General features: G+C 50.2%; 19 protein-coding genes and 3 pseudogenes. 16 read left to right on the forward strand and 6 right to left on the reverse strand.

Going from position 1 to position 21,485, the window contains the following annotated elements; translation table 11 throughout:
- Positions 1-858 (reverse strand): endonuclease/exonuclease/phosphatase family protein, encoded by an 858-nt coding sequence (locus OQV00_RS16200; protein ID WP_266279025.1) that lies wholly within the window; start codon positions 856-858, stop codon positions 1-3.
- Between the two features lie 864 nt (positions 859-1,722).
- Here OQV00_RS16200 and OQV00_RS16205 point away from each other — a divergent pair.
- Together OQV00_RS16205 and OQV00_RS16210 are read left to right on the forward strand one after the other, a co-directional pair.
- Positions 1,723-2,394 (forward strand): SOS response-associated peptidase, encoded by a 672-nt coding sequence (locus OQV00_RS16205; RefSeq protein ID WP_266279027.1) that lies wholly within the window; start codon positions 1,723-1,725, stop codon positions 2,392-2,394.
- Positions 2,395-2,523: 129 nt separating this feature from the next.
- Positions 2,524-3,237, forward strand: a complete 714-nt coding sequence (locus tag OQV00_RS16210; RefSeq protein ID WP_266279029.1) for a hypothetical protein — start codon at positions 2,524-2,526, stop codon at positions 3,235-3,237.
- A gap of 165 nt (positions 3,238-3,402) precedes the next feature.
- Here OQV00_RS16210 and OQV00_RS16215 read toward each other — a convergent pair.
- Positions 3,403-4,667 (reverse strand): annotated as a pseudogene (locus OQV00_RS16215) (Y-family DNA polymerase).
- A 587-nt stretch (positions 4,668-5,254) separates the two neighbouring features.
- Between OQV00_RS16215 and OQV00_RS16220 the strand changes: the two are divergent.
- On the forward strand, positions 5,255-5,500 hold the full coding sequence (locus OQV00_RS16220) for a hypothetical protein (protein ID WP_126509804.1): 246 nt from the start codon (positions 5,255-5,257) through the stop codon (positions 5,498-5,500).
- A gap of 85 nt (positions 5,501-5,585) precedes the next feature.
- Positions 5,586-6,131: a hypothetical protein gene (locus OQV00_RS16225; RefSeq protein ID WP_266279031.1), complete on the forward strand. Its 546-nt coding sequence runs from the start codon at positions 5,586-5,588 to the stop codon at positions 6,129-6,131.
- Positions 6,132-6,724: 593 nt separating this feature from the next.
- Here OQV00_RS16225 and OQV00_RS16230 read toward each other — a convergent pair.
- The 3 genes from OQV00_RS16230 to OQV00_RS16240 all read right to left on the reverse strand — a co-directional run bounded on the left by OQV00_RS16230 (position 6,725) and on the right by OQV00_RS16240 (position 8,521).
- Entirely contained in the window at positions 6,725-7,204 is a 480-nt protein-coding gene (locus OQV00_RS16230) for an NUDIX hydrolase (protein ID WP_073972301.1), read from the reverse strand.
- Entirely contained in the window at positions 7,197-7,814 is a 618-nt protein-coding gene (locus tag OQV00_RS16235; protein WP_088884049.1) for a hypothetical protein, read from the reverse strand. The genes OQV00_RS16230 and OQV00_RS16235 overlap by 8 nt, the downstream gene beginning before the upstream one ends.
- A 158-nt stretch (positions 7,815-7,972) precedes the next feature.
- The gene (locus OQV00_RS16240) at positions 7,973-8,521 is read right to left on the reverse strand and encodes a recombinase family protein (RefSeq protein ID WP_088884171.1); all 549 of its coding nucleotides are present in this window, start codon (positions 8,519-8,521) and stop codon (positions 7,973-7,975) included.
- A 90-nt stretch (positions 8,522-8,611) separates the two neighbouring features.
- Between OQV00_RS16240 and OQV00_RS16245 the strand changes: the two are divergent.
- From OQV00_RS16245 to OQV00_RS16260, 4 genes and pseudogenes are all read left to right on the forward strand, one after another.
- Positions 8,612-8,995, forward strand: a pseudogene (locus OQV00_RS16245) (hypothetical protein); the annotation flags it as partial.
- 251 nt (positions 8,996-9,246) lie between these two features.
- A complete protein-coding gene (locus tag OQV00_RS16250; RefSeq protein ID WP_266279035.1) occupies positions 9,247-10,473 on the forward strand; it encodes a hypothetical protein in 1,227 nt (408 codons plus the stop codon).
- A gap of 9 nt (positions 10,474-10,482) precedes the next feature.
- Positions 10,483-11,244, forward strand: coding sequence for a GDSL-type esterase/lipase family protein (locus OQV00_RS16255; RefSeq protein WP_266279037.1), 762 nt, complete (start codon positions 10,483-10,485; stop codon positions 11,242-11,244).
- Between the two features lie 53 nt (positions 11,245-11,297).
- Positions 11,298-11,417, forward strand: a pseudogene (locus OQV00_RS16260) (integrase); the annotation flags it as partial.
- A 100-nt stretch (positions 11,418-11,517) separates the two neighbouring features.
- On the opposite strand, the gene icd reads toward OQV00_RS16260, so the two are convergent.
- Positions 11,518-12,768, reverse strand: a complete 1,251-nt coding sequence (gene icd, locus OQV00_RS16265; RefSeq protein ID WP_004860652.1) for an NADP-dependent isocitrate dehydrogenase — start codon at positions 12,766-12,768, stop codon at positions 11,518-11,520.
- Between the two features lie 233 nt (positions 12,769-13,001).
- Here icd and rluE point away from each other — a divergent pair, with 233 nt between their 5' ends.
- The 8 genes from rluE (at position 13,002) to OQV00_RS16305 (ending at position 21,443) form a co-directional block, all read left to right on the forward strand.
- The gene (gene rluE / locus OQV00_RS16270; protein ID WP_044351071.1) at positions 13,002-13,652 is read left to right on the forward strand and encodes a 23S rRNA pseudouridine(2457) synthase RluE; all 651 of its coding nucleotides are present in this window, start codon (positions 13,002-13,004) and stop codon (positions 13,650-13,652) included.
- A gap of 20 nt (positions 13,653-13,672) precedes the next feature.
- On the forward strand, positions 13,673-14,131 hold the full coding sequence (locus OQV00_RS16275; RefSeq protein ID WP_004860645.1) for an NUDIX hydrolase: 459 nt from the start codon (positions 13,673-13,675) through the stop codon (positions 14,129-14,131).
- Positions 14,132-14,187: 56 nt separating this feature from the next.
- The gene (mnmA, locus tag OQV00_RS16280) at positions 14,188-15,294 is read left to right on the forward strand and encodes a tRNA 2-thiouridine(34) synthase MnmA (protein WP_015584630.1); all 1,107 of its coding nucleotides are present in this window, start codon (positions 14,188-14,190) and stop codon (positions 15,292-15,294) included.
- 59 nt (positions 15,295-15,353) lie between these two features.
- The gene (hflD, locus tag OQV00_RS16285; protein ID WP_004860640.1) at positions 15,354-15,995 is read left to right on the forward strand and encodes a high frequency lysogenization protein HflD; all 642 of its coding nucleotides are present in this window, start codon (positions 15,354-15,356) and stop codon (positions 15,993-15,995) included.
- Between the two features lie 3 nt (positions 15,996-15,998).
- A complete protein-coding gene (purB, locus tag OQV00_RS16290) occupies positions 15,999-17,369 on the forward strand; it encodes an adenylosuccinate lyase (protein ID WP_004860634.1) in 1,371 nt (456 codons plus the stop codon).
- A 690-nt stretch (positions 17,370-18,059) separates the two neighbouring features.
- Positions 18,060-18,734, forward strand: a complete 675-nt coding sequence (gene phoP, locus OQV00_RS16295; protein WP_004860631.1) for a two-component system response regulator PhoP — start codon at positions 18,060-18,062, stop codon at positions 18,732-18,734.
- Positions 18,731-20,197, forward strand: coding sequence for a two-component system sensor histidine kinase PhoQ (phoQ, locus tag OQV00_RS16300; RefSeq protein WP_266279040.1), 1,467 nt, complete (start codon positions 18,731-18,733; stop codon positions 20,195-20,197). Before phoP ends, phoQ begins: the two co-directional genes overlap by 4 nt.
- A gap of 124 nt (positions 20,198-20,321) precedes the next feature.
- On the forward strand, positions 20,322-21,443 hold the full coding sequence (locus OQV00_RS16305) for a ribosomal protein uL16 3-hydroxylase (protein ID WP_004860624.1): 1,122 nt from the start codon (positions 20,322-20,324) through the stop codon (positions 21,441-21,443).
- Positions 21,444-21,485: the final 42 nt, after the last annotated feature.

The following is a 21,485-nucleotide window of genomic DNA, read 5'->3' on the forward strand; positions in this document are numbered from 1 at the left end:
TTACCTGAAGTTTATGCGAATGGTCAACGGACAATGATCGCTGACTCGTTCGGGATGCGCCAATTTGGGAAATTCTTTGGGCATAGCGTCAATTTGTGTAAGAACAGCATCGTCTGATTGTTTAGCAACAATAGCAAAGTCGATCGGCTCGGACGTTTTCCTGAGTACGCAAGGTAAGGGTGCAATTAAAGTTTTTGCCCACGGCGCATACAACTTTCTCCAATCGCTGAGTCGCCTATTAAGAAGCTCGCGATTGAAATCACCAATAACTAACACGGTATCATCAGTCTCAGCCTTAATAACCAGTTGGCTGATTAGCCGAAACTGGGAGAAATTAAGTTGACAGGATCGGTTGATGCTCTCAACTTTTGACGTATTGGGGCACGAACTCTTAGTGTGAATGTGGATTAGGCCGACGGATCTATCACCCACCTTGATACTAAGGTATTGAATATCCCGTGTTGGTGCAGGGTCAGTTCCATTCAATAATCCTATACTTAGATGGGTGATAATGGAGGAATCAAGCTCCGCGCGCACCGCAACGAAAGGATAGACATCACGCTGTTGCAAAAGAATGCTATCTCGACGACGATCATACTCGTTCGTTCCAATCATGCGATAACCCTCGCCTAAAACATCCCGGACAGCTAACTCGCCGGAGGCTTCTTGTAGCAGAATTATGTCTGGAGTCTGACTTGAGATCACCTGCTTAATGATCTCCAGATCAGCGAAGGTGCGCCATGTACCTTTTTCACCTCGATAGGCATAGCCAGGGACGTGATGGAGATTAGCAACATTCCAAGAAGTAATTGTCAGGCCATTCCTTGCATATGCTGATTTTTGATTTTCCGTCAACACTACACAAATCATCAGCAGAAACTGTAGTATGGCCAGGATATGCTTTTGGAGAGAACAACCCCTTATCATGATGAAATTTCTCTCTATTAACTAATGTGATACTGCTTGATTTTCGCATGGTACTGGCAGGACTACATGAATAAGCATAGTAATCTTGCCCCTCCTACCTAATATAGGTTTTCATATTCCACCGGTAACTTTTAACTGCTATAACTATGCTGATGCTTATATTTTTAAAGCAATTCTTTTAAATGTAGACGACAACATAAAATTTAGAACATATGCTGAGCAAAAATAAAACTCAGCTCACACGGCTCATGTGCATTTTGGGTGAGTAGCCCTCAGCTTACTTACACCCCGCGACGTTTATGAAACCTTCATTAGCAATGGAAACAATCGGGTAGTTCCGCTTTTTGATAGTTGGGGGCTGTTGGATGTGATTGAATTCTGTCTGTGTCAAGTAGTGTCTGAGCTTATACCGCAGAATTAAATATAAATGCATGGGGAGAAACCCCATCTAACTCATTGATGTATATAGAGCGGATTTTGGCTAAAAATAGCACTGTTTTTTTATACATACAAACACCATACACCACCAGCAATGGCACGACTTACAGCGCTTTACTAACGGTGTCATGGGGTGTCGGGGGTCGGAGGTTCAAATCCTCTCGTGCCGACCAAAAATCCCTGAGAAACCAGCCTTTTAAGGCTGGTTTTTTTATACCTGCTTTTTGCGCGGGGAGTTAGTGGGGTGAAACGGGGGAGAAACCCCATCAATAACAACTATTCCGGGGCTATTTTCCTCCCTAAGAAATGCTCAATTTTCTGTCTTCTATACTTTCAGAATGACTACTGGAGGTAACCATGTGCGGACGATTTGCCCAATCACAGACACGCGAAGAATATCTGGCATACCTTGCCGAAGAAGCTGAGCGTGACATCGCCTATGATCCAGAACCAATCGGCCGGTACAACGTGGCGCCAGGGACTAAAGTTTTGCTCCTGAGCGAACGCGATGAGCAGTTGCACCTCAACCCGGTTCACTGGGGTTACGCGCCAGGTTGGTGGGATAAACCGCCCTTGATTAATGCCAGGGTTGAGACCGCAGCCAACAGCAGGATGTTTAAACCCCTGTGGCAGCACGGTCGAGCGATCTGCTTTGCCGATGGATGGTTTGAATGGAAGCGAGATGGAGACAAGAAGCAGCCCTATTTCATCCACCGTAAAGACGGTAAGCCCATATTCATGGCAGCAATTGGTAGCGTCCCTTTCGAGCGCGGGGATGAAGCCGAAGGCTTTTTGATTGTGACCGCCGCAGCTGATCAAGGTCTCATAGATATTCACGAACGCCGGCCACTGATTCTGACGCCGGAAGCAGCACGAGAATGGATGAGGCAGGATATAGGTGGGAAAGAGGCGGAGGAGATAGCTGCCGACGGTTCAGTGTCAGCAGATCATTTCGCATGGCATCCTGTTTCACGCGCCGTGGGGAACGTGAAGAATCAGGGGCCAGAACTGATAGAAAACATCCGTTAAAGACAGATGTCATATTGTCACAAATGATTGACTGCTCAGTGCAAGGAACGAACTCATACCTCTAATTGATAAATGTACTGATACATTGACTACAATGTTTTTAATGACCATTAGGCTTGGGTGAATGTGATGAATTCTAAAAGCACTTATGAATACCTTGGGATTCCTGAATCTTTAGCCATATCCATAGCTCTTGTATCCCTTGCGTTAACTTTGGCTCCGTGGGTTGAAGGTGCAGAAGTTGGGCCATTAAAAGTCCCAAAAATCAGAGCGGAAGTATTGAAATCATTAAAAATCATTGCCCCAATATTTTTACTTCTAACATTGCTGGGATTCCCTAAGCTGTGGCATGAAGAGGGTTTAATAAACAAAAAGGAAATTCTTCATCAAGAAGTAAATCATAAAACAGACATAAAAAACCCTTCCTATGAAACTTATCTAAATACCTTCTTTGACACAAATTCAAACTACATTAAAGGCGAACCCTATCCGTTAAAGGAAATAGAGAGTGAATATTTTGAAGCCTATTTTTCATACACATGCTGGCAAGGTGGTAGAAACTGGGGAGATATCACGTTTAGTAAGCCAGGACGTATTGGGCAGTACTCTAATTTAAATGAAAGATCTCCAGGAAAAATAATACTGCAAGGTACACCAAATGGTACAGTACCGATAATAATTGGTGAATGGATACAACTTGACGGTCAGAAAGGTAAATTATTTATTAACTTACCTGAGCATGGGGACGTTGAATCATTAGAAATGAGCTGGGGTCCAAATTTTACTGTAAAAAACTTATTAAGAAGAAAAACATGTCCCCCCTCCATTTTTTTTCGGAGATAACAAGTCGCAAAAAAGCATGCGTTGATTGCTCATTTTCGTAAAATCTATTATCCGATATTCACATATTTTACAATTGAAGTATTAGCAAACATCACCTTTTCGCTCTAAGTGGACTCAGATAACAGTACAGCCAGAGAGAGTAAAAAGCACTATTAAAGATCTGAATCACCTAACTTTGAGCAAGTCACTGTATCTCGTCGTATAACGAGGTGATAGCATTTCCCTCTTCATCTGCCAGGCAGTCTGGATCCCCTGCCCTGCAAAATACAGCGTTCCCCTTCCGTCCTTAGAGTTTAGCTGGTCGAGTACTTCCATCAGTTTCTCGCTGTTCTGCCGTGGAGCGTTGTCGTCGAAGAGATTAAGTTGCGCTACGCCCTGGCTGTAGAAATCCCCAAGCATAACGCCTGCTTTCTGATAGCGATGCCCGTCTCGCCAGATAGCGTCGAGGCACCTGGTGGCCGCGCCGATAATGTCCCTGCTATCCTGGGTAGGAGTCAGCAACTTTACCGATGCGCTATTGCCGTAATACGGCTCGTTGAGCGCAAAGGGACTGGTTTTGACAAAAGCGGAGATAAACCGGCAATACTGATGCTCACCACGGAGTTTCTCCGCTGCGCGAGATGCATAGCTGCATATCGCCTGCCGCATCTCATGGTATTCAGTTATGCGCCCACCGAACGACCGGCTACAGACAATTTCCTGTTTTACCGGCGCGAACTCCTCCAGACCAAGGCAAGGCTCACCTCGTAGCTCTCTAACGGTTCTCTCCAGCACAACATTAAAATGCTTCCGGATAAACCGGATATCGGTGTCCGCCAGCTGCAATACCGTCTTAATACCCATTGCCTCTAATTTCTTGCTGATGCGGCGCCCAACGCCCCAGACCTCATTCACTGGGAGTGCAGCCATCAACTTACGCTGCTTTTCGATATTGGACAGGTCAACCACCCCGCCAGTCTGCCGTTGCCACTTCTTCGCTGCGTGATTTGCCAGCTTCGCCAGGGTTTTGGTTTGAGCAATCCCGACGCCAACTGTGAGATATGTTCTGCTCAATACCGTCTCGCGAATCTCACGGCCAAACTCAGTGAGATCACGACAGTTACGGACTCCAGTCAGATCGCAAAATGCTTCATCGATGCTGTAAATTTCGCACCGCGGGGATAGTTCTTCGAGCGTTGTCATCACACGGTTCGACATATCTGCATAAAGTTCGTAGTTACTGCTGAAACAGATCACGCCATGCCGGCGGAAAATATCCTTCTGCTTAAAATATGGGACCCCATCTTCACGAACGGCTTTGCTTCAGCAGAACGTGCTATCACGCAGCCATCATTGTTGCTGCGGACAACAGCCGGCCGCCTCTTAAGGTCCAGGCGAAACACGGTCTCACACGAGGCATAAAACGAATTCACATCGCACAACGCAAACATCACACCACCGGACAGTCATCAAAGCCAGGCTTATTGATTATGTGCGTAACCACACCGATCAGCTCCACATCTACCAGCGCATCACCTTTAATCGACTCCCCATCTTCAGTAATAAGCACGCGCCGAGAAAGCGGGCGAACTGCTGGCATCCACAAAACGAAACGAGCCAAACCGCAGTAGCGATGGGTGATGATGAGCGCTCAACAACCGCAATTCCGCGCTGTGTATCGATAAACATCGCGTGCTGGCTTATGCCGCTAGCTGCATAAATTGGTTCAGAATGGAGCATAGTGGCCTCCGATAAATACTGTTTACATATACAGCAGTTTTATCGATCCGCCCGGTCAATATTGGTTACAGCTATCAATTATCGCCACTGCCGTAACATATTGATGTATTGAGTCAGGTAAGTCCTAAAGTGGTTTCTGCTCTGAACTGATTGATGGTTTTGCCAGCAGCGCGAGGATAATATTTCCTGGCTATGGTCTGCCACCATAGTGACTTGCTTGCATGCGACTCGCTGTTGGGCATCTTCATCCCACAATAAATCATCTTTACCCATCCACGACGGCAGTGGCTATCTTTGCATGGCCAAACTTTCATATGCGTCTGACTGCGAACCTAATAATTTAGGAGGCCGAGCTTGTGCTAATGATGATGGGACAACATCTGACAGCATTCCAAATTATGCCAATAACCTTGCTGCTTATTTGCATTTCTTAAATATAAAAACATGCTCTACCATATCAAAATTCGATAAATTAGGATTTTTCTTACAAAAACCAGTTGCAAGCTCATTTTTAATTTATCTATTGCAAGTAAACAAAATGTGAAATATCTTAATTACAACACATCATTAACCCAATAGGTCTGGTTAATACTGTCATATAATAAAAACCTATCACCTGTGAACGCAAAATGATCAGTAACATCGTTGTATTAAATTTAAAAAACAATTACATTAATCTTGCTATAATTAGTTTATTAAATGAAATAGCAGCAGATTTTGAAAATATCAACTTTCATTTTCACTATAACTTAAACAAAGTCGATAATGCAGATATTATTTTCACAGAAATGGTGGCAGGAGAGTTTTTCTTATGTCACGAAGCATTAAACAAAAAAATAAACAAAACAACCATCTTTATTTTCCACTCACAAAAAAACAACATTTCAAAAAGCGCTCTTCCGAACTGTATTAATAGTTCAATATTCCTTCACAACCAAGATGATGTTATCAGTATAAAAAACAAGATACTAAAAAACATTAGATTAAGCAAAGATAAAAATATGTCTGAACCCAAGATAGATAAAATACATAAATGCCTAAACTGTAAATTCAAAACAGCAACTTCATTTCAGCTTAAAATATTATATGCTACAAGCATGGGTTTTGATACAACTGACATATCAGAAGAATTAGGCATAAATTATAAAACCATATTTTCTCACAAAAAAACATAATGAACAAGTTTCATATAACCAACAAACATGAGTTTAATGAATTCGCCAATTTATTAAAAAAGAAAAAATAACTCACTCATACTATCAACCATTACAAATTTATTAGCTCTTCTTATGCACAAAATCAGGGTTAAGTAATATGAAAACAAGCACACTACACACAGCCTGCAAACATAATAACCTTCGATGTAATGAAGGATCCGGATTTTATATCAGGATACCTGTTATCGTTCAGTTGGCAACTGGCGACAACCGCCTTCTACGCAGAGACAGGTCAGGTCAGGTCAGGTCAGGTCAGGTCAGGTCAGGTCAGGTCAGGTCAGGTCAGGTCAGGTCAGTCTGACCGCGGTGTGAATCGGTGTAAAAGATTGGCTATAACTTCTTTTGAGAAATGTCTGTAATGCTTTCTCAAAGCGGACAACGGTAAAATATCCAATGGCTACATTCTGCCAATGTAGCCATTGCTCACCTGCGAGCTCTTGCATACGGTTCGCAGGCGAGCTTCCAGGCTACTCAGCGTACAATGGATTAAACGCGCATGATGTAATTTAGAAAATCGTAACGACAATTGAAGAAAATAGTATTAACAACTATTATCGCTTTGCTTGCAACAACATCAAGGATGCCAGAGTAAAATTATCTTTAATCCTTCCATCCTTTACCAATGAAATAATTTCGTCATAAGTATAAAAGTGACACCCCATAACACCTTCGCTTGATTGCAGTGATAGTTGTGATGGGTCTCTTACTTCACAAACAACTGCTCTTACATTGTCATTAATTAATCCTGAATCAGTAACCAACTCACCTAATATATAACTACTTATCGAAGAAAAATTTAATTCTTCTTTAAGCTCCCTTTCGGCACCATCTATGTGAGATTCACCACTTTCAATAAACCCTCTTGGAAATTCAATGAGATCAGTCCCATCTCTTGAATGTTGGATCAATGCATATCTCCCATTACACTCAGGGATAACAACAGCCCCTCCATGTTTTTGGATTATGCGCAAGTGCCCAGACTCATTAGTTAACACTGTTAAATAATGATTTTCAAGAATGATTTTATTCAAAATTCACAATCCAAGTTTTATGATTTGCTGACTCACGAATTATCATTATAGTATTGTAGAAATAATATACAACATATGCCAGGTAAAACGCACACTCAACTAACACTATGATTTCTTTATTGCTTACTTTGAGTAAAGACATAACCTCTTTAACTAACATCACAACCGGAAATCCGGAAATAAACGTCATCCCCAAAATGACTCGATTTTCAATACCAGAGAACATTTTAGCAAGCGACATTTCATGATATTCTTTTTCTTTCTTAGAGAAAAAAGACTTAACCTCTAAATTAAGAGCATCTAATTCGAAGATGTTTTTCGATATTACCTTATTAAGCACTAACGCCGAGTTAGCATATTGCATATGCCAAGAACGTAAACCAGACAACGTTCTGATTGTCATGCCACTAATCAGACATATAACCACATTAAAAAAAATAGGGGAGTATGGACTTACCAGTAACTTACTAATTGCTGAGTATGACCCAAAATAAAAGGATATAACAACCAGATAAAAAGCTATCGCCTGATCGCGTTTGGTCGACTGTTCTTTCAAATGTTCATTGCACCGCTCATATACAGAAAGCAGAAAATCTTTAGAGACTGACATCACCCCCCCTATTTATAAACATGTTATGTCCAGTTTAGATAATTCTATACCACTGCCGCTTAATGTCACATTAAAAGTTCAGTGTCTTCAACATACTATACATAAGAAAGCTAGTTAACCACCTGCAAACTTCACAAACAGTTCGCAGGTGAGCCTCTTTATTGGGCAGGAAAATATTTATAAATAGTCTTTACCCCTACTCCGATGACATCTGCTATCTGCTGCCGGTTTGCTCCCGTATCCAGCATTCTGCGGCATCGCTCAATGACTTTTGGGGTCATGACCCGTCGGCGGCCGCCGACTCTCCCCTGCTCCCTCGCCGCAACTAAACCGGCACGGGTACGCTCGACGATCAGCTCTCGTTCCATCTCTGCTAGGGCGCTCATGACGTGAAAGAAGAAGCGGTCGGCTGCCGTACTGGTATCGATGCTATCGGTCAGGCTTCGAAAGTTCACCCCACGCGCCTGCAGCTCTGACACCAACGTGATTAAATCCCGCACGCTGCGCCCCAGCCGATCCAGTTTCCAGACCACCAGCACATCACCCGGGCGGAGTCGCCGCAGCGCGCGCTTTAATCCCGGGCGCCGGGCATTCTTCCCGCTCGCTGTATCTTCGAAAATCAGCTCACATTCTGAGCGAATCAGTGCGTTTTTCTGTAAATCGAGGTTCTGATCCCCGGTGGACACCCGTGCATAACCAATCAGCATAACGTAACCCATTGAAATAGTTGATTGTAAAAAACTCCTGCCTTTCGCACAAACCCTCGTTTAGGCGAAATGACTTTTGGAGCAAAAAACATGGCAGCAGATGAACTGAATCCGCCGCGGGGAACAACCACGCCTGAAATTTTCCTGGATAACGTTAAACGGGCCGATCGGCTGGTGAACGGTCCAGAGGCGACGGTCGATGACCGAGGAGGGAAACCGCTGGAAACCTGGCGCCAGATGATGGCGAAAAACGATGAGGTCAGGCAGAACCTTATCCCGCTCAGCAAGCAATACCAGACGCTGGCGGCGGCGCAGGCGGATATCGCGAATATACCGGTGGGGTCGACCACGTATTACCGCAGCCCGGAAGACAGTGCGCTCGCAGTTAAGGTTATCAATAACGCCGGAACGCTACAGCCAACCGGCCGAAAAATGCCCTCCCAGCAGACCGTGGATGCCATTTTCAGGGCAGTTTTCGGCGGTCTTAATGTGTTGTTTGATCCGCTCTGCGAATTGCTTCTTCTTTACCCTTCGCTCGGTGGGAAAACACATATTCCTCTGGGGTCAATCACAGCAGCGGCGAACACAAATTCAAGGATGGGGTTCCCGGCCATTGTGGCGGGGGGGTGGCAGCGAGAACGGCATGGCTTGCTGATTGCGGTTTGAAGGAGGGAGATGTAATCAGTACGCGGGTTACTGCATGGTATGGCAACGTAGGCGGTCGCGTGGCTTATGTTTTCAGGGATGCCTCTGGTACACAGATTGGCACACAGGGATTGCAATATGCCACTGCGACGGACGTGAACAGTTTTACAAACACGTTGTCTATTCCCGCCGGGGCAGTCAGGTTAGATATCCGGGTGGAAAATACGGCTAATGCTGGACTGGTTGAGCTGTCCGCGGTGTTCGTAATTACTGCAAGCTCCTCCGCTAACCTGGTCGTTCCTGGCCGTCCTCTTTCTCCTTATCCCGTCCCTCTCAGCACGGGAGCGGTTTCGACCGATGCGATACAGAAAAAAGCGGTGACAGTAGAAAAAGCTGCCTTTTTTGTTCCGGGTGTAAATCTGTTCGATAAAGCAGCGGTGACCGCGGGCTATTACGTAAACTCTACAACCGGAAATCTCATTGCTAACGTCTCGTATTCCGCATCTGATTTTATTCCGGTAGTGGCGGGTAATCAGTATACGCAGAGCTATTCCCACCAGACTGCGTACTATGATTCTAATAAAACCTACATTAAGGGCACGGCAGCGCAGGGTATACCAACAACCGCACGAACCCTGACAATTCCGGAAGGCGCTGCTTATATCAGGATGTCAGTTGCTAACTCGGTTATAGATACGATGCAGTTCGAAAAGGGTGGCGAGGCAACGCCCCATCAGCCGTACGCTCTCCAGCTAGACCCGTCGCTGCTCCCGGCGACCCAGATCGACACCGTATCGGATTACGTTGAGCGCGCGTATCAAATCCGTGTTGGTCGCATGAAGCTAAGCCAGCTGGAATCAGGAGCATCAACCATTCTAACCGTCGGTATCTTTGGCGACTCCTGGCCAACACAGCCAAACCGGTTTTCACAGCCATTAGCGAAGGCGTTGAGAGCAAAGTATGGCGCTGGATCGGGGGTTGGATGGACGTCGCTTGGAAGACATGCCACCTCAGAAAGCATAATCAACGCTAACGTGTTTTCTCCTGGCAGTTCGGACGTATTGAAAACGTTGTTCACCTGGACTGGTAACTGGTTATTCAGTTACAGCGGGACTAAAAACCCCACGAACTCCAGCCCTGATACTGCCGTAGTTACGTCCTCTACACCAGGGGATGCGTTGAAGGCCACGGTACCTGGCACTTCAGACGGCGGTTGGTCAACCTGCCGTCTGGGTTACGTGGGTACGGCTGACGGCGTTATTCGGTATAACTGGGACGGTGGTGCGTGGACGACGCTCAACGTATAGGGTAGTGAGTTGCTGTTTACCAATATCAACCCGCCTTCAGTGGTGAACGCGTCGAACGTGCTGAACATCGAAGTTGTATCCGGAACGGTTTCATTGTGTGGACTTAACTGCCTGGCTACCGGCGCAGGCGTTCGTGTCCACAAATTAGGCGCCTCGGGCTCCAGCCTAGCGAGCTGGCTGAGTATGGACTCTGTGGCATTCGCCGCCGCACTAACCGAGTTAGCTCTTGATACCGTCATTATCCTCACCGGAACAAACGATCAGCGTATCACCGGCGGAGCATCAACATTTGAAGCAAACCTGCGGTCGTTTATTGCCCGTATCCGTGCGACGTTGCCTGGTTCTGACATTCTGTTTGTTATGCCATGTGAGAATGAGCGAACGGATAACCCTGTTTCAATGGTGGCAATGGCGAAGCGGGCCAAAAAAGTGGCTGCTGAACTGCGCATTTATCAATCTGCAGAACATTTTTGGAGAAAATCCGGCAGATTATGCTTATGGCTCGATTCACTCCTGGTTTGCCGAGGATGGCATCCACCCGGATCCAGCAACAGGTGGTTATCTAATCAAAGATGCTGTTTTTCGTGCTTTAACAAACAGGTAAAAAAAAGCCCCCGGAGGCACACCGGGGGAAAAATACTAAATGACATTATTGCTGTGTGCGTCTTTGCGCACAGTCCATACTCTAAGAAAACTCCTGGTGTTTCCAGATGTTTCTGGTCTGAACAGTTCAGCCGGGCGTGCATGGGATGTATTGGAAAAATTTCTTAACCCGATATTGTCCTCTTTTCCCTGCCTGAAAATCGGATCATCCATGATGAGGATACCGGGAACAAGGTATAGATACTCAGAAATTATTGGGGTACAAATCCAAAAAAATGACGGATAAATACAACGATGACCGGGGTAAAGACTGGCTCGTTGTAGGTCAAAAAACCGTATGATTTTAAGCCAGTTTCGGGGAGGATTTTGGGGAAAGTTTTTGAACGATCGTAAAAAAGGGAGCCACCAGGCTCCCTTCTGTCTTTAATCAGCGATGGCTGATTACATGTTCGCGATGATCGCGTCGCCAAACTCGCTACATTTCAGCAGTTTAGCGCCTTCCATCAGACGTTCAAAGTCATAGGTCACGGTCTTAGCGGCGATAGCGCCTTCAGTGCCTTTAACGATCAGGTCTGCGGCTTCGAACCACTGCATATGGCGCAGCATCATCTCAGCGGACAGAATGATAGAACCCGGGTTCACCTTATCCTGGCCAGCATATTTCGGTGCTGTGCCGTGGGTCGCTTCGAACAGCGCGCATTCGTCACCGATGTTCGCGCCCGGTGCGATACCGATACCGCCAACCTGCGCTGCCAGAGCATCGGAGATGTAGTCGCCGTTCAGGTTCATACAGGCAATGACGTCATACTCCGCCGGACGCAGCAGGATCTGCTGCAGGAAAGCATCGGCGATCACGTCTTTGATAATGATCTCTTTACCGGTATTCGGGTTTTTAACCTTCTGCCACGGGCCGCCGTCAATCAGCTCGCCACCGAACTCTTCGCGGATCAGCTGGTAGCCCCAGTCTTTAAACGCGCCTTCGGTGAACTTCATGATGTTGCCTTTGTGTACCAGGGTCAGCGAATCGCGATCGTTGGTGATAGCGTATTCCATCGCCGCGCGAACCAGGCGCTTGGTGCCTTCTTCAGAGCACGGCTTGATACCGATACCGCAATGTTCCGGGAAGCGAATTTTCTTCACGCCCATCTCATCGCGCAGGAATTTGATCACTTTTTCTGCTTCAGCAGAGTCCGCTTTCCACTCGATGCCCGCATAGATGTCTTCGGAGTTTTCACGGAAGATAACCATGTCGGTCAGCTCAGGGTGTTTAACCGGGCTCGGAGTACCCTGGTAGTAACGAACCGGGCGCAGGCAGACGTAGAGGTCCAGCTCCTGGCGCAGCGCTACGTTCAGAGAACGAATACCGCCGCCAACTGGCGTCGTCAGAGGGCCTTTGATAGCAACACGATAGTCACGAATCAGATCAAGAGTTTCGGCAGGCAGCCAGACGTCCTGGCCATACACCTGGGTCGATTTTTCGCCGGTGTAAATTTCCATCCAGGAAATTTTACGCTCGCCTTTATAGGCTTTCTCAACGGCGGCATCCACCACTTTCAGCATCGCCGGAGTCACGTCAACACCGATACCATCACCCTCGATAAACGGGATGATCGGGTTGTTAGGGACATTCAGTTTGCCATCTTGCAGGGTGATTTTTTGACCTTCCGCCGGAACTACTACTTTGCTTTCCATTAACCTCTCCTTCGAGCGCTTCTGGTTCTGCTCTTCCTTTTCACACTAACCGAGCGTTGGCTTTATCCGCCCACTCCGCCACCGGGTCATCCCGCTAACCGGAGATTCGCGTCCGTGCCGCCTTCTAGTAGCGCGAATCAGTTTGAGCAATATTTTTGTTAAAAAATTGTGATGAGCATGTCAATACTACCTGAATGTTTGCGTCCATGAAAGGCATTCGTAATTAGGCTATAATGCGGCAATTGTCAGGACCTGAAAATACCATGCAGAAAACTTCATTTAGAAAACATCGCGTTGAGCGATTCAGCTCACAACAAGTCGCCAGACAACGCAAAGAACACGCGCCAAAACGCGTGATCTTGTTCAATAAACCCTACGATGTGTTGCCGCAGTTTACGGACGAAGCCGGGCGCAGCACGCTGAAAGATTTTATTTCCATCTCCGGGGTCTACGCCGCGGGTCGTCTTGACCGCGATAGCGAAGGGTTGCTGGTGCTGACCAACGATGGCGCGCTGCAGGCTACGCTGACTCAACCCGGCAAGCGCACCGGTAAAATTTACTACGTTCAGGTTGAAGGCCTGCCAACGGAAGATGCGCTGGCCGCGCTGCGCGCCGGCATCACGCTCAACGATGGTCCTACCCTGCCCGCAGGTATTGAGCGGGTCGCTGAACCGGCCTGGCTGTGGCCGCGCAACCCGCCTATCCGCGAACGCAAATCCATACCCACCAGCTGGCTGAAAATCACCCTTTATGAAGGACGCAACCGCCAGGTGCGACGCATGACCGCTCACGTAGGTTACCCCACGCTGCGGCTTATTCGTTACGCCATGGGCGGCTATACTCTCGACGGACTGGCCAACGGCGAGTGGCGCCAGGTCGGCTAATCACACAAGGAACGGGAAGTATGTTTAAACCGCACGTCACCGTCGCCTGCGTCGTACACGCGAAAGACAAATTTCTGATCGTTGAGGAAACCATCAACGGCAAAGCGCTGTGGAATCAGCCGGCAGGACACCTCGAAGCAGATGAAACGCTGGTGCAGGCCGCCGAACGAGAGCTGTGGGAAGAGACCGGCATTCGCGCCACGCCACAGCATTTTATCCGCATGCATCAGTGGATTGCGCCGGACAATACGCCGTTTTTACGCTTCCTGTTCGCCATCGAACTTAACGATACGTGCGCCACACAGCCGCATGACAGCGATATCGACCGCTGCCTGTGGCTGAGCGCGCAAGAGATCCTGACGGCATCAAATCTGCGCTCTCAGCTGGTTGCCGAAAGCATCCGCAGCTATCAACAGGACCCGCGCTATCCGCTGTCATTAATTGGTGCGTTTAACTGGCCGCTCCTGGGGGGTGCCTGAGCCGCTCGTGCGTGCTAGAATATGCCGCCTTGAAGTTCAATGTGGTGAATATTCCAATGTCAGAAAGCCAAAAAAAAGTGATCGTCGGCATGTCCGGCGGCGTCGACTCCTCTGTTTCTGCCTGGTTGCTGCTTCAGCAAGGTTATAAGGTAGAAGGCCTGTTCATGAAGAACTGGGAGGAAGACGATGGTGAGGAATACTGCACCGCCGCTGCCGACCTCGCCGACGCGCAAGCCGTCTGCGATAAGCTCGGGATTGAGCTTCATACCGTTAACTTTGCCGCAGAGTACTGGGACAACGTGTTTGAACTGTTCCTGGCCGAATACAAAGCCGGGCGCACGCCGAACCCGGACATTCTGTGCAACAAAGAAATCAAATTTAAAGCCTTCCTGGAGTTCGCCGCAGAAGATCTGGGCGCCGACTATATTGCGACCGGTCACTACGTGCGCCGTGCCGATGTCAACGGTAAAAGCCAGCTGCTGCGCGGCCTGGACGGCAACAAAGATCAGAGCTACTTCCTGTACACCCTCAGCCATGAGCAGATTGCCCAGAGCCTGTTCCCGGTTGGCGAGCTGGAAAAGCCGCAGGTGCGCAAGATCGCGGAAGATCTCGACCTGATCACCGCGAAGAAAAAAGACTCTACCGGGATCTGCTTTATCGGTGAACGTAAATTCCGCGAGTTCCTCGGGCGCTACCTTCCTGCTCAGCCGGGCAAAATCGTCACCGTTGACGGCGACGAAATCGGTGAGCATCAGGGTCTGATGTACCATACCCTTGGCCAGCGTAAAGGCCTCGGCATCGGCGGCACCAAAGAAGGCAGCGAAGACCCGTGGTACGTGGTTGATAAAGACGTCGAAAACAATATTCTGGTCGTAGCTCAAGGCCACGACCACCCGCGTCTGATGTCCAGGGGCCTGATTGCCCAACAGCTGCACTGGGTCGATCGCGAACCGGTTACCGGCACTCTGCGCTGCACGGTGAAGACCCGCTATCGCCAGACCGATATCCCGTGCACCGTGAACGCGCTGGATAACGAGCGCATCGAAGTGCTGTTTGACGAACCGGTTGCGGCGGTGACGCCGGGCCAGTCGGCGGTCTTCTATCTTGGCGAAGTGTGCCTCGGCGGCGGCGTGATCGAGCAGCGTCTGCCGCTGCAGTCCTGACAGACAGTTTTTACCGCCGGTGAGACAAAACCCTCCCCGACGGTTTACAAGGAGTAGGTGTGGCGAAGAATTATTATGACATCACGTTGGCGCTGGCGGGCATCTGCCAGGCCGCCCGTCTGGTTCAGCAGCTGGCGCACCAGGGCCATTGCGACAGCGATGCCCTGCACGTTTCGCTGAACAGCATCATCGATCTCAACCCGGATTCAACGCTGGCGGTGTTCGGTGGTAGTGAAGCCAATCTTCGCCTCGGGCTGGAAACGCTGCTTGGCGTGCTCAACAGCGGCAGTCGCCAGGGCCTCAATGCCGAGCTGACCCGCTACACGTTAAGCCTGATGGTGCTCGAGCGTAAGCTTGACGGCAGCAAAGGGGCGATGGATACCCTTGGCAACCGCATCGCCGGTCTGCGCCGTCAGCTGGAACATTTCGACCTGCAGTCTGAAACGCTGCTCAGCGCCATGGCGGGCATCTATGTTGACGTCATCAGTCCACTTGGTCCGCGTATTCAGGTGACCGGCTCACCGGCCGTGTTGCAAAGCCCGCAGGTTCAGGCCAAGGTCCGCGCCTCCCTGCTGGCAGGCATTCGTGCCGCCGTGCTCTGGCATCAGGTGGGCGGCGGGCGCATGCAGCTCATGTTTTCTCGTAATCGTCTGGTTAACCAGGCAAAACAAATTCTTGCTCATTTAACCCCGGAGTTGTGATCTATGGAATTATCCTCACTGACCGCCGTTTCCCCTGTCGATGGACGCTACGGCGATAAAGTCAGCGCGCTGCGCGGTATCTTCAGCGAATTCGGTTTGCTGAAATTCCGTGTACAAGTTGAAGTACGTTGGCTGCAGAAGTTAGCCGCGCACGCAGCGATCAAGGAAGTTCCTGCTTTTGCTGCCGACGCAAACGGTTTCCTTGATAAAATCGTTGCCGACTTCAGCGTTGAAGATGCGCAGCGCATCAAAACCATCGAACGTACCACCAACCACGATGTGAAAGCGGTAGAGTATTTCCTCAAGGAAAAAGTGGCCGATATCGCGGAACTGCATGCGGTATCCGAATTCATTCACTTCGCCTGCACCTCCGAAGACATTAACAACCTCTCCCACGCGCTGATGCTGAAAACCGCGCGCGATGAGGTGGTTCTGCCGTACTGGCGCAAGCTTATCGACGCGGTGAAAGACCTGGCGGTTCAGTATCGCGATGTACCGCTGCTGTCCCGTACTCACGGTCAGCCGGCCACGCCGTCCACAATGGGTAAAGAGATGGCTAACGTCGCTTACCGTATGGAGCGTCAGTATCGTCAGCTGAACCAGGTAGAAATTCTGGGCAAAATCAATGGCGCGGTGGGTAACTATAACGCCCACATCGCGGCGTATCCGGAAGTAGACTGGCACCAGTTTAGCGAAGAGTTTGTTACCTCGCTGGGCATTCAGTGGAACCCGTACACCACGCAGATTGAGCCGCATGACTATATTGCCGAGCTCTTCGACTGCATCGCCCGCTTCAACACCATCCTGATCGACTTCGATCGCGACGTGTGGGGCTACATCGCGCTGAACCACTTCAAGCAGAAGACGATCGCCGGTGAAATCGGTTCATCCACCATGCCGCATAAAGTGAATCCGATCGATTTCGAAAACTCCGAAGGTAACCTCGGCCTGGCTAACGCCATGATGCAGCATCTGGCGAGCAAACTGCCGGTTTCCCGCTGGCAGCGCGACCTGACCGATTCAACCGTACTGCGTAACCTCGGTGTGGGTATCGGCTATGCGCTGATTGCTTACCAGTCGACCCTTAAAGGCGTCAGCAAACTGGAGCTGAACGGCGATCGCCTGCTGGACGAGCTGGATCATAACTGGGAAGTGCTGGCTGAGCCGATCCAGACCGTGATGCGCCGCTACGGCATCGAAAAACCGTACGAGAAGCTGAAAGAGCTGACCCGCGGTAAGCGCGTGGACGCGGAAGGGATGCAACAGTTCATCGACAGCCTGCCGCTGCCGGAAGACGAGAAGGTTCGCCTGAAAGCCATGACGCCGGCTAACTACATCGGTCGCGCGACGACTATGGTTGACGAACTGAAGTAATCGCCTGGTCTCGCCTTCCTTCGGAAATCGGCGAAGAGTGAGTGAATGCAGAGAAACAGATGGCCGGGAATTATTCCGGCCATCAATTTGTCATGACGTCGTCAGGGCGATAAATCCCCCCGTCACCCGCCTGAGTTTGCTTTTTTCGTCACATCCTCCATCGTTGCGCCGCTTTCCATTTCATCGTCTCTTAACCCAGCCTGAGTTTCCCCCCTCCTTCACCTGCGCGCTGCTGAGAGCTCCGTCGTCATCGCTGATACGATGCGGATTCTTTTAGTTGCTCTTTGTCAGCCGTTTCTGGCGGGGTTTTCAGCCAAAACTGACGAAAAGAAAACTAAGATTAAACATGCTGTTAGCATCAGGAAGCCGGTTCCAACCCACTCAGTCTCATCCCTGAACGCTCTGCGCCGGGATACTCTTCCCGGGCAGCCCCACCATTTTATCCACACAATGTTCGTCGGGCTGGCAACAGGAGGATAAACTTGCCAATATATGCCCACGATATGCCCCTTCTCTTGCCGGATGTATATCGGGCGCTGGCGCTACCGCCCTCTCTCCAGCGGCGTGGCAGGCCAGAAAGCAGAACGGCTGGCGAAGTTACATCGCAAGCCTTTCATTTACAGCCGTTTAAATTCAGTATATCTATTCAGCGCTACACTATTCGAAACCAAAATAAACGGGAGAAAAGGCATGCGCGTACTCGTCGTTGAGGATAACGCTTTACTGCGCCATCACCTGAAAGTTCAGCTCCAGGAATTAGGCCATCAGGTGGACGCAGCAGAAGATGCAAAGGAAGCCGATTACTATCTGGGTGAGCACGTGCCGGATATCGCCATTGTCGATCTGGGTCTGCCCGATGAAGACGGTCTTTCACTGATTCGCCGCTGGCGCAGTCATGACGTGTCGGTTCCGGTACTGGTGTTGACCGCCCGTGAAGGCTGGCAGGATAAAGTCGAGGTGCTGAGCGCCGGGGCGGACGACTACGTCACCAAACCGTTCCATATTGAAGAGGTCGCGGCGCGCATGCAGGCGCTACTGCGTCGCAACAGCGGTCTGGCGTCACAGGTTATTTCTCTGCCGCCTTTCCAGGTTGACCTGTCACGCCGCGAGCTATCGATTAACGAACAGCCCATCAAGCTGACCGCATTTGAATATACCATTATGGAAACGCTGATCCGTAACCGTGGCAAAGTCGTCAGCAAAGATTCATTAATGCTCCAGCTCTACCCCGATGCTGAACTGCGCGAAAGTCACACCATCGACGTACTGATGGGGCGGCTGCGGAAAAAAATTCAGACTCAGCATCCGCATGACGTCATTACGACCGTGCGCGGCCAGGGCTATTTATTTGAACTACGCGAATGAAAAGCCCGCTCCGGCATATTTTGCCGCTTTCTTTACGCGTTCGTTTTCTGCTGGCGACGGCGGCAGTGGTGCTGGTGCTTTCGCTGGCCTACGGCATGGTTGCGCTGGTGGGCTACAGCGTCAGCTTTGATAAAACCACCTTCCGCCTGCTGCGCGGCGAAAGTAACCTGTTCTATATGCTGGCAAAGTGGGAAAACAACCATATCGACGTGGATATCCCCGAAAACCTCAACATGCAGAGCCCGACGGTGACATTGATATACGATGCCAAAGGCAAACTGCTGTGGATGCAGCGCGATGTCGGCTGGCTGGCAAAACGCATTCAACCTGAATGGCTGAAAAGAAACGGCTTCCACGAAATCGAGTCCGACGTTGACAGCAGTAGCATGCTGCTGCGCAACAATCATCAGTTCCAGGAGGAGCTGGACGCTCTTCGCCAGCAGGATGATGGTTCCGAAATGACCCACTCGGTGGCGATCAATATCTACCCGGCAACCGATAAGCTGCCGCAGTTGAGCATCGTGGTGATCGACACCATTCCTGTCGAGCTGAAACGCTCTTATATGGTCTGGAGCTGGTTTATCTATGTGCTGGTTGCCAACCTGCTGCTGGTGATCCCGCTGCTTTGGGTGGCGGCCTGGTGGAGCCTGCGCCCCATCGAGTCGCTGGCAAAAGAGGTCCGCGAGCTGGAAGAGCATCACCGCGAAATGCTCAATCCGAATACCACCCGCGAACTGACCCGACTGGTCAGCAACCTTAACCGGCTACTGACAAGCGAGCGCGAGCGCTACGACAAATATCGCACCACGCTGACCGATCTGACCCATAGTCTGAAAACGCCGCTGGCCGTGCTGCAAAGCACCCTGCGTTCTTTACGCGGCGAGAAGATTGACCTCAATGAAGCAGAACCGATCATGCTGGAGCAGATCAGCCGCATCTCACAGCAAATTGGCTACTACCTGCATCGCGCCAGTATGCGCAGCGGCGGTACCCTGCTCAGCCGCGAACTGCACCCCATTGCGCCGCTGCTCGACAAGTTGACCTTGGCGCTGAACAAGGTTTACCAGCGCAAAGGGGTCAATATCAGTCTCGATATCTCTCCGGAGATCAGCTTTGTCGGCGAACAGAATGATTTTATGGAAGTGATGGGCAACGTGCTGGATAACGCCTGCAAATACTGCCTGGAATTTGTCGAAGTTTCCGTGCGTCAGACCAACGACAACCACCTGCATATTCTGGTGGAAGATGATGGCCCCGGTATCCCGCTGAACCAGCGAACTGCCGTATTCGATCGCGGGCAACGAGCCGATACGCTGCGACCAGGTCAGGGCGTAGGACTTTCCGTCGCCCGGGAGATCGTTGAGCAATACGATGGCGACATTCTCACCGGCGAAAGTCTGCTCGGCGGAGCCTGCATGGAGGTCGTTTTCGGCCGCCAGCTGCCCGATGATACGGAAAGCTGAACCGCCCCGCTTCCCGCGCCTGGGCAAACTCTGTGACTGCGAAGCACAATCGCCGTCAACAAAGAGGCAGTTTGAAGCATGGCGTGTATAATCCCAGACAGACACCTGCTGTGGAATAAATAAAATGGATTATCAACTAACGCTCAACTGGCCTGACTTTATCGAACGCTACTGGCAAAAACGCCCGGTAGTCCTCAAGCGCGGCTTCGCTAATTTCGTCGATCCCATTAGCCCGGATGAACTGGCCGGGCTGGCGATGGAAAGCGAAGTCGATAGCCGCCTGGTCAGCCACCAGGACGGGAAATGGCAGGTCAGCCATGGCCCTTTCGAAAGCTACGATCACCTGAGCGAAAACAACTGGTCGCTGCTGGTGCAGGCGGTGAATAACTGGCACGAGCCGACGGCCGCGCTGATGCAGCCCTTCCGCGCGCTCCCCGACTGGCGTATTGATGATCTGATGATCTCTTTCTCCGTGCCCGGCGGCGGCGTAGGTCCCCATCTCGATCAGTACGACGTGTTTATCATCCAGGGAACCGGCCGGCGTCGCTGGCGCGTGGGCGATAAAGTCCCGATGAAGCAGCACTGCCCACATCCGGACCTGCTGCAGGTGGATCCGTTCGACGCCATCATTGATGAAGAGATGGAGCCGGGCGATATTCTCTATATTCCGCCGGGATTCCCGCATGAGGGTTATTCCCTGGAAAACTCGCTCAACTATTCGGTGGGCTATCGCGCGCCAAATGCCCGCGAGCTGTTCAGCGGCTTTGCCGACTATATTCTGCAGCGTGAACTGGGCAGCCAGCGCTATGCCGATCCGGATGTGCCTTCCCGCGATCACCCAGCGGATATTCTGCCGGCTGAACTCGACCGTCTGCGCGATATGATGCTGGGGTTGATTAACCAGCCAGAGCATTTTAAGCAGTGGTTTGGCGAGTTTATCACCCAGTCCCGCCACGAGCTGGACGTGGCTCCTGCCGAGCCGCCGTATCAGCCTGATGAGATTTACGACGCGCTGCAACAGGGCGATCGCCTGGTGCGGCTGGGCGGGCTACGCGTGCTGCGTATCGATGGCGAGGTGTTCGTCAACGGCGAGAAAATTAATTCGCCGCACCGTCCGGCGCTGGACGCGCTGGCAACGCATCTGTCGCTTAACGCGGAACATTTTGGCGATGCGCTGGAAGACCCGTCGTTCCTCGCGATGCTGGCTGCGCTGGTCAACTGCGGCTACTGGTTCTTCGAGGACTAAACCGCGCGATGCCCGGTGGCGGCTTGCGCCTTACCGGGCCTA

It is taken from the genome of Klebsiella sp. DY2415 (assembly GCF_026314315.1).
Classification (GTDB): Bacteria; Pseudomonadota; Gammaproteobacteria; order Enterobacterales; family Enterobacteriaceae; genus Klebsiella; species Klebsiella ornithinolytica.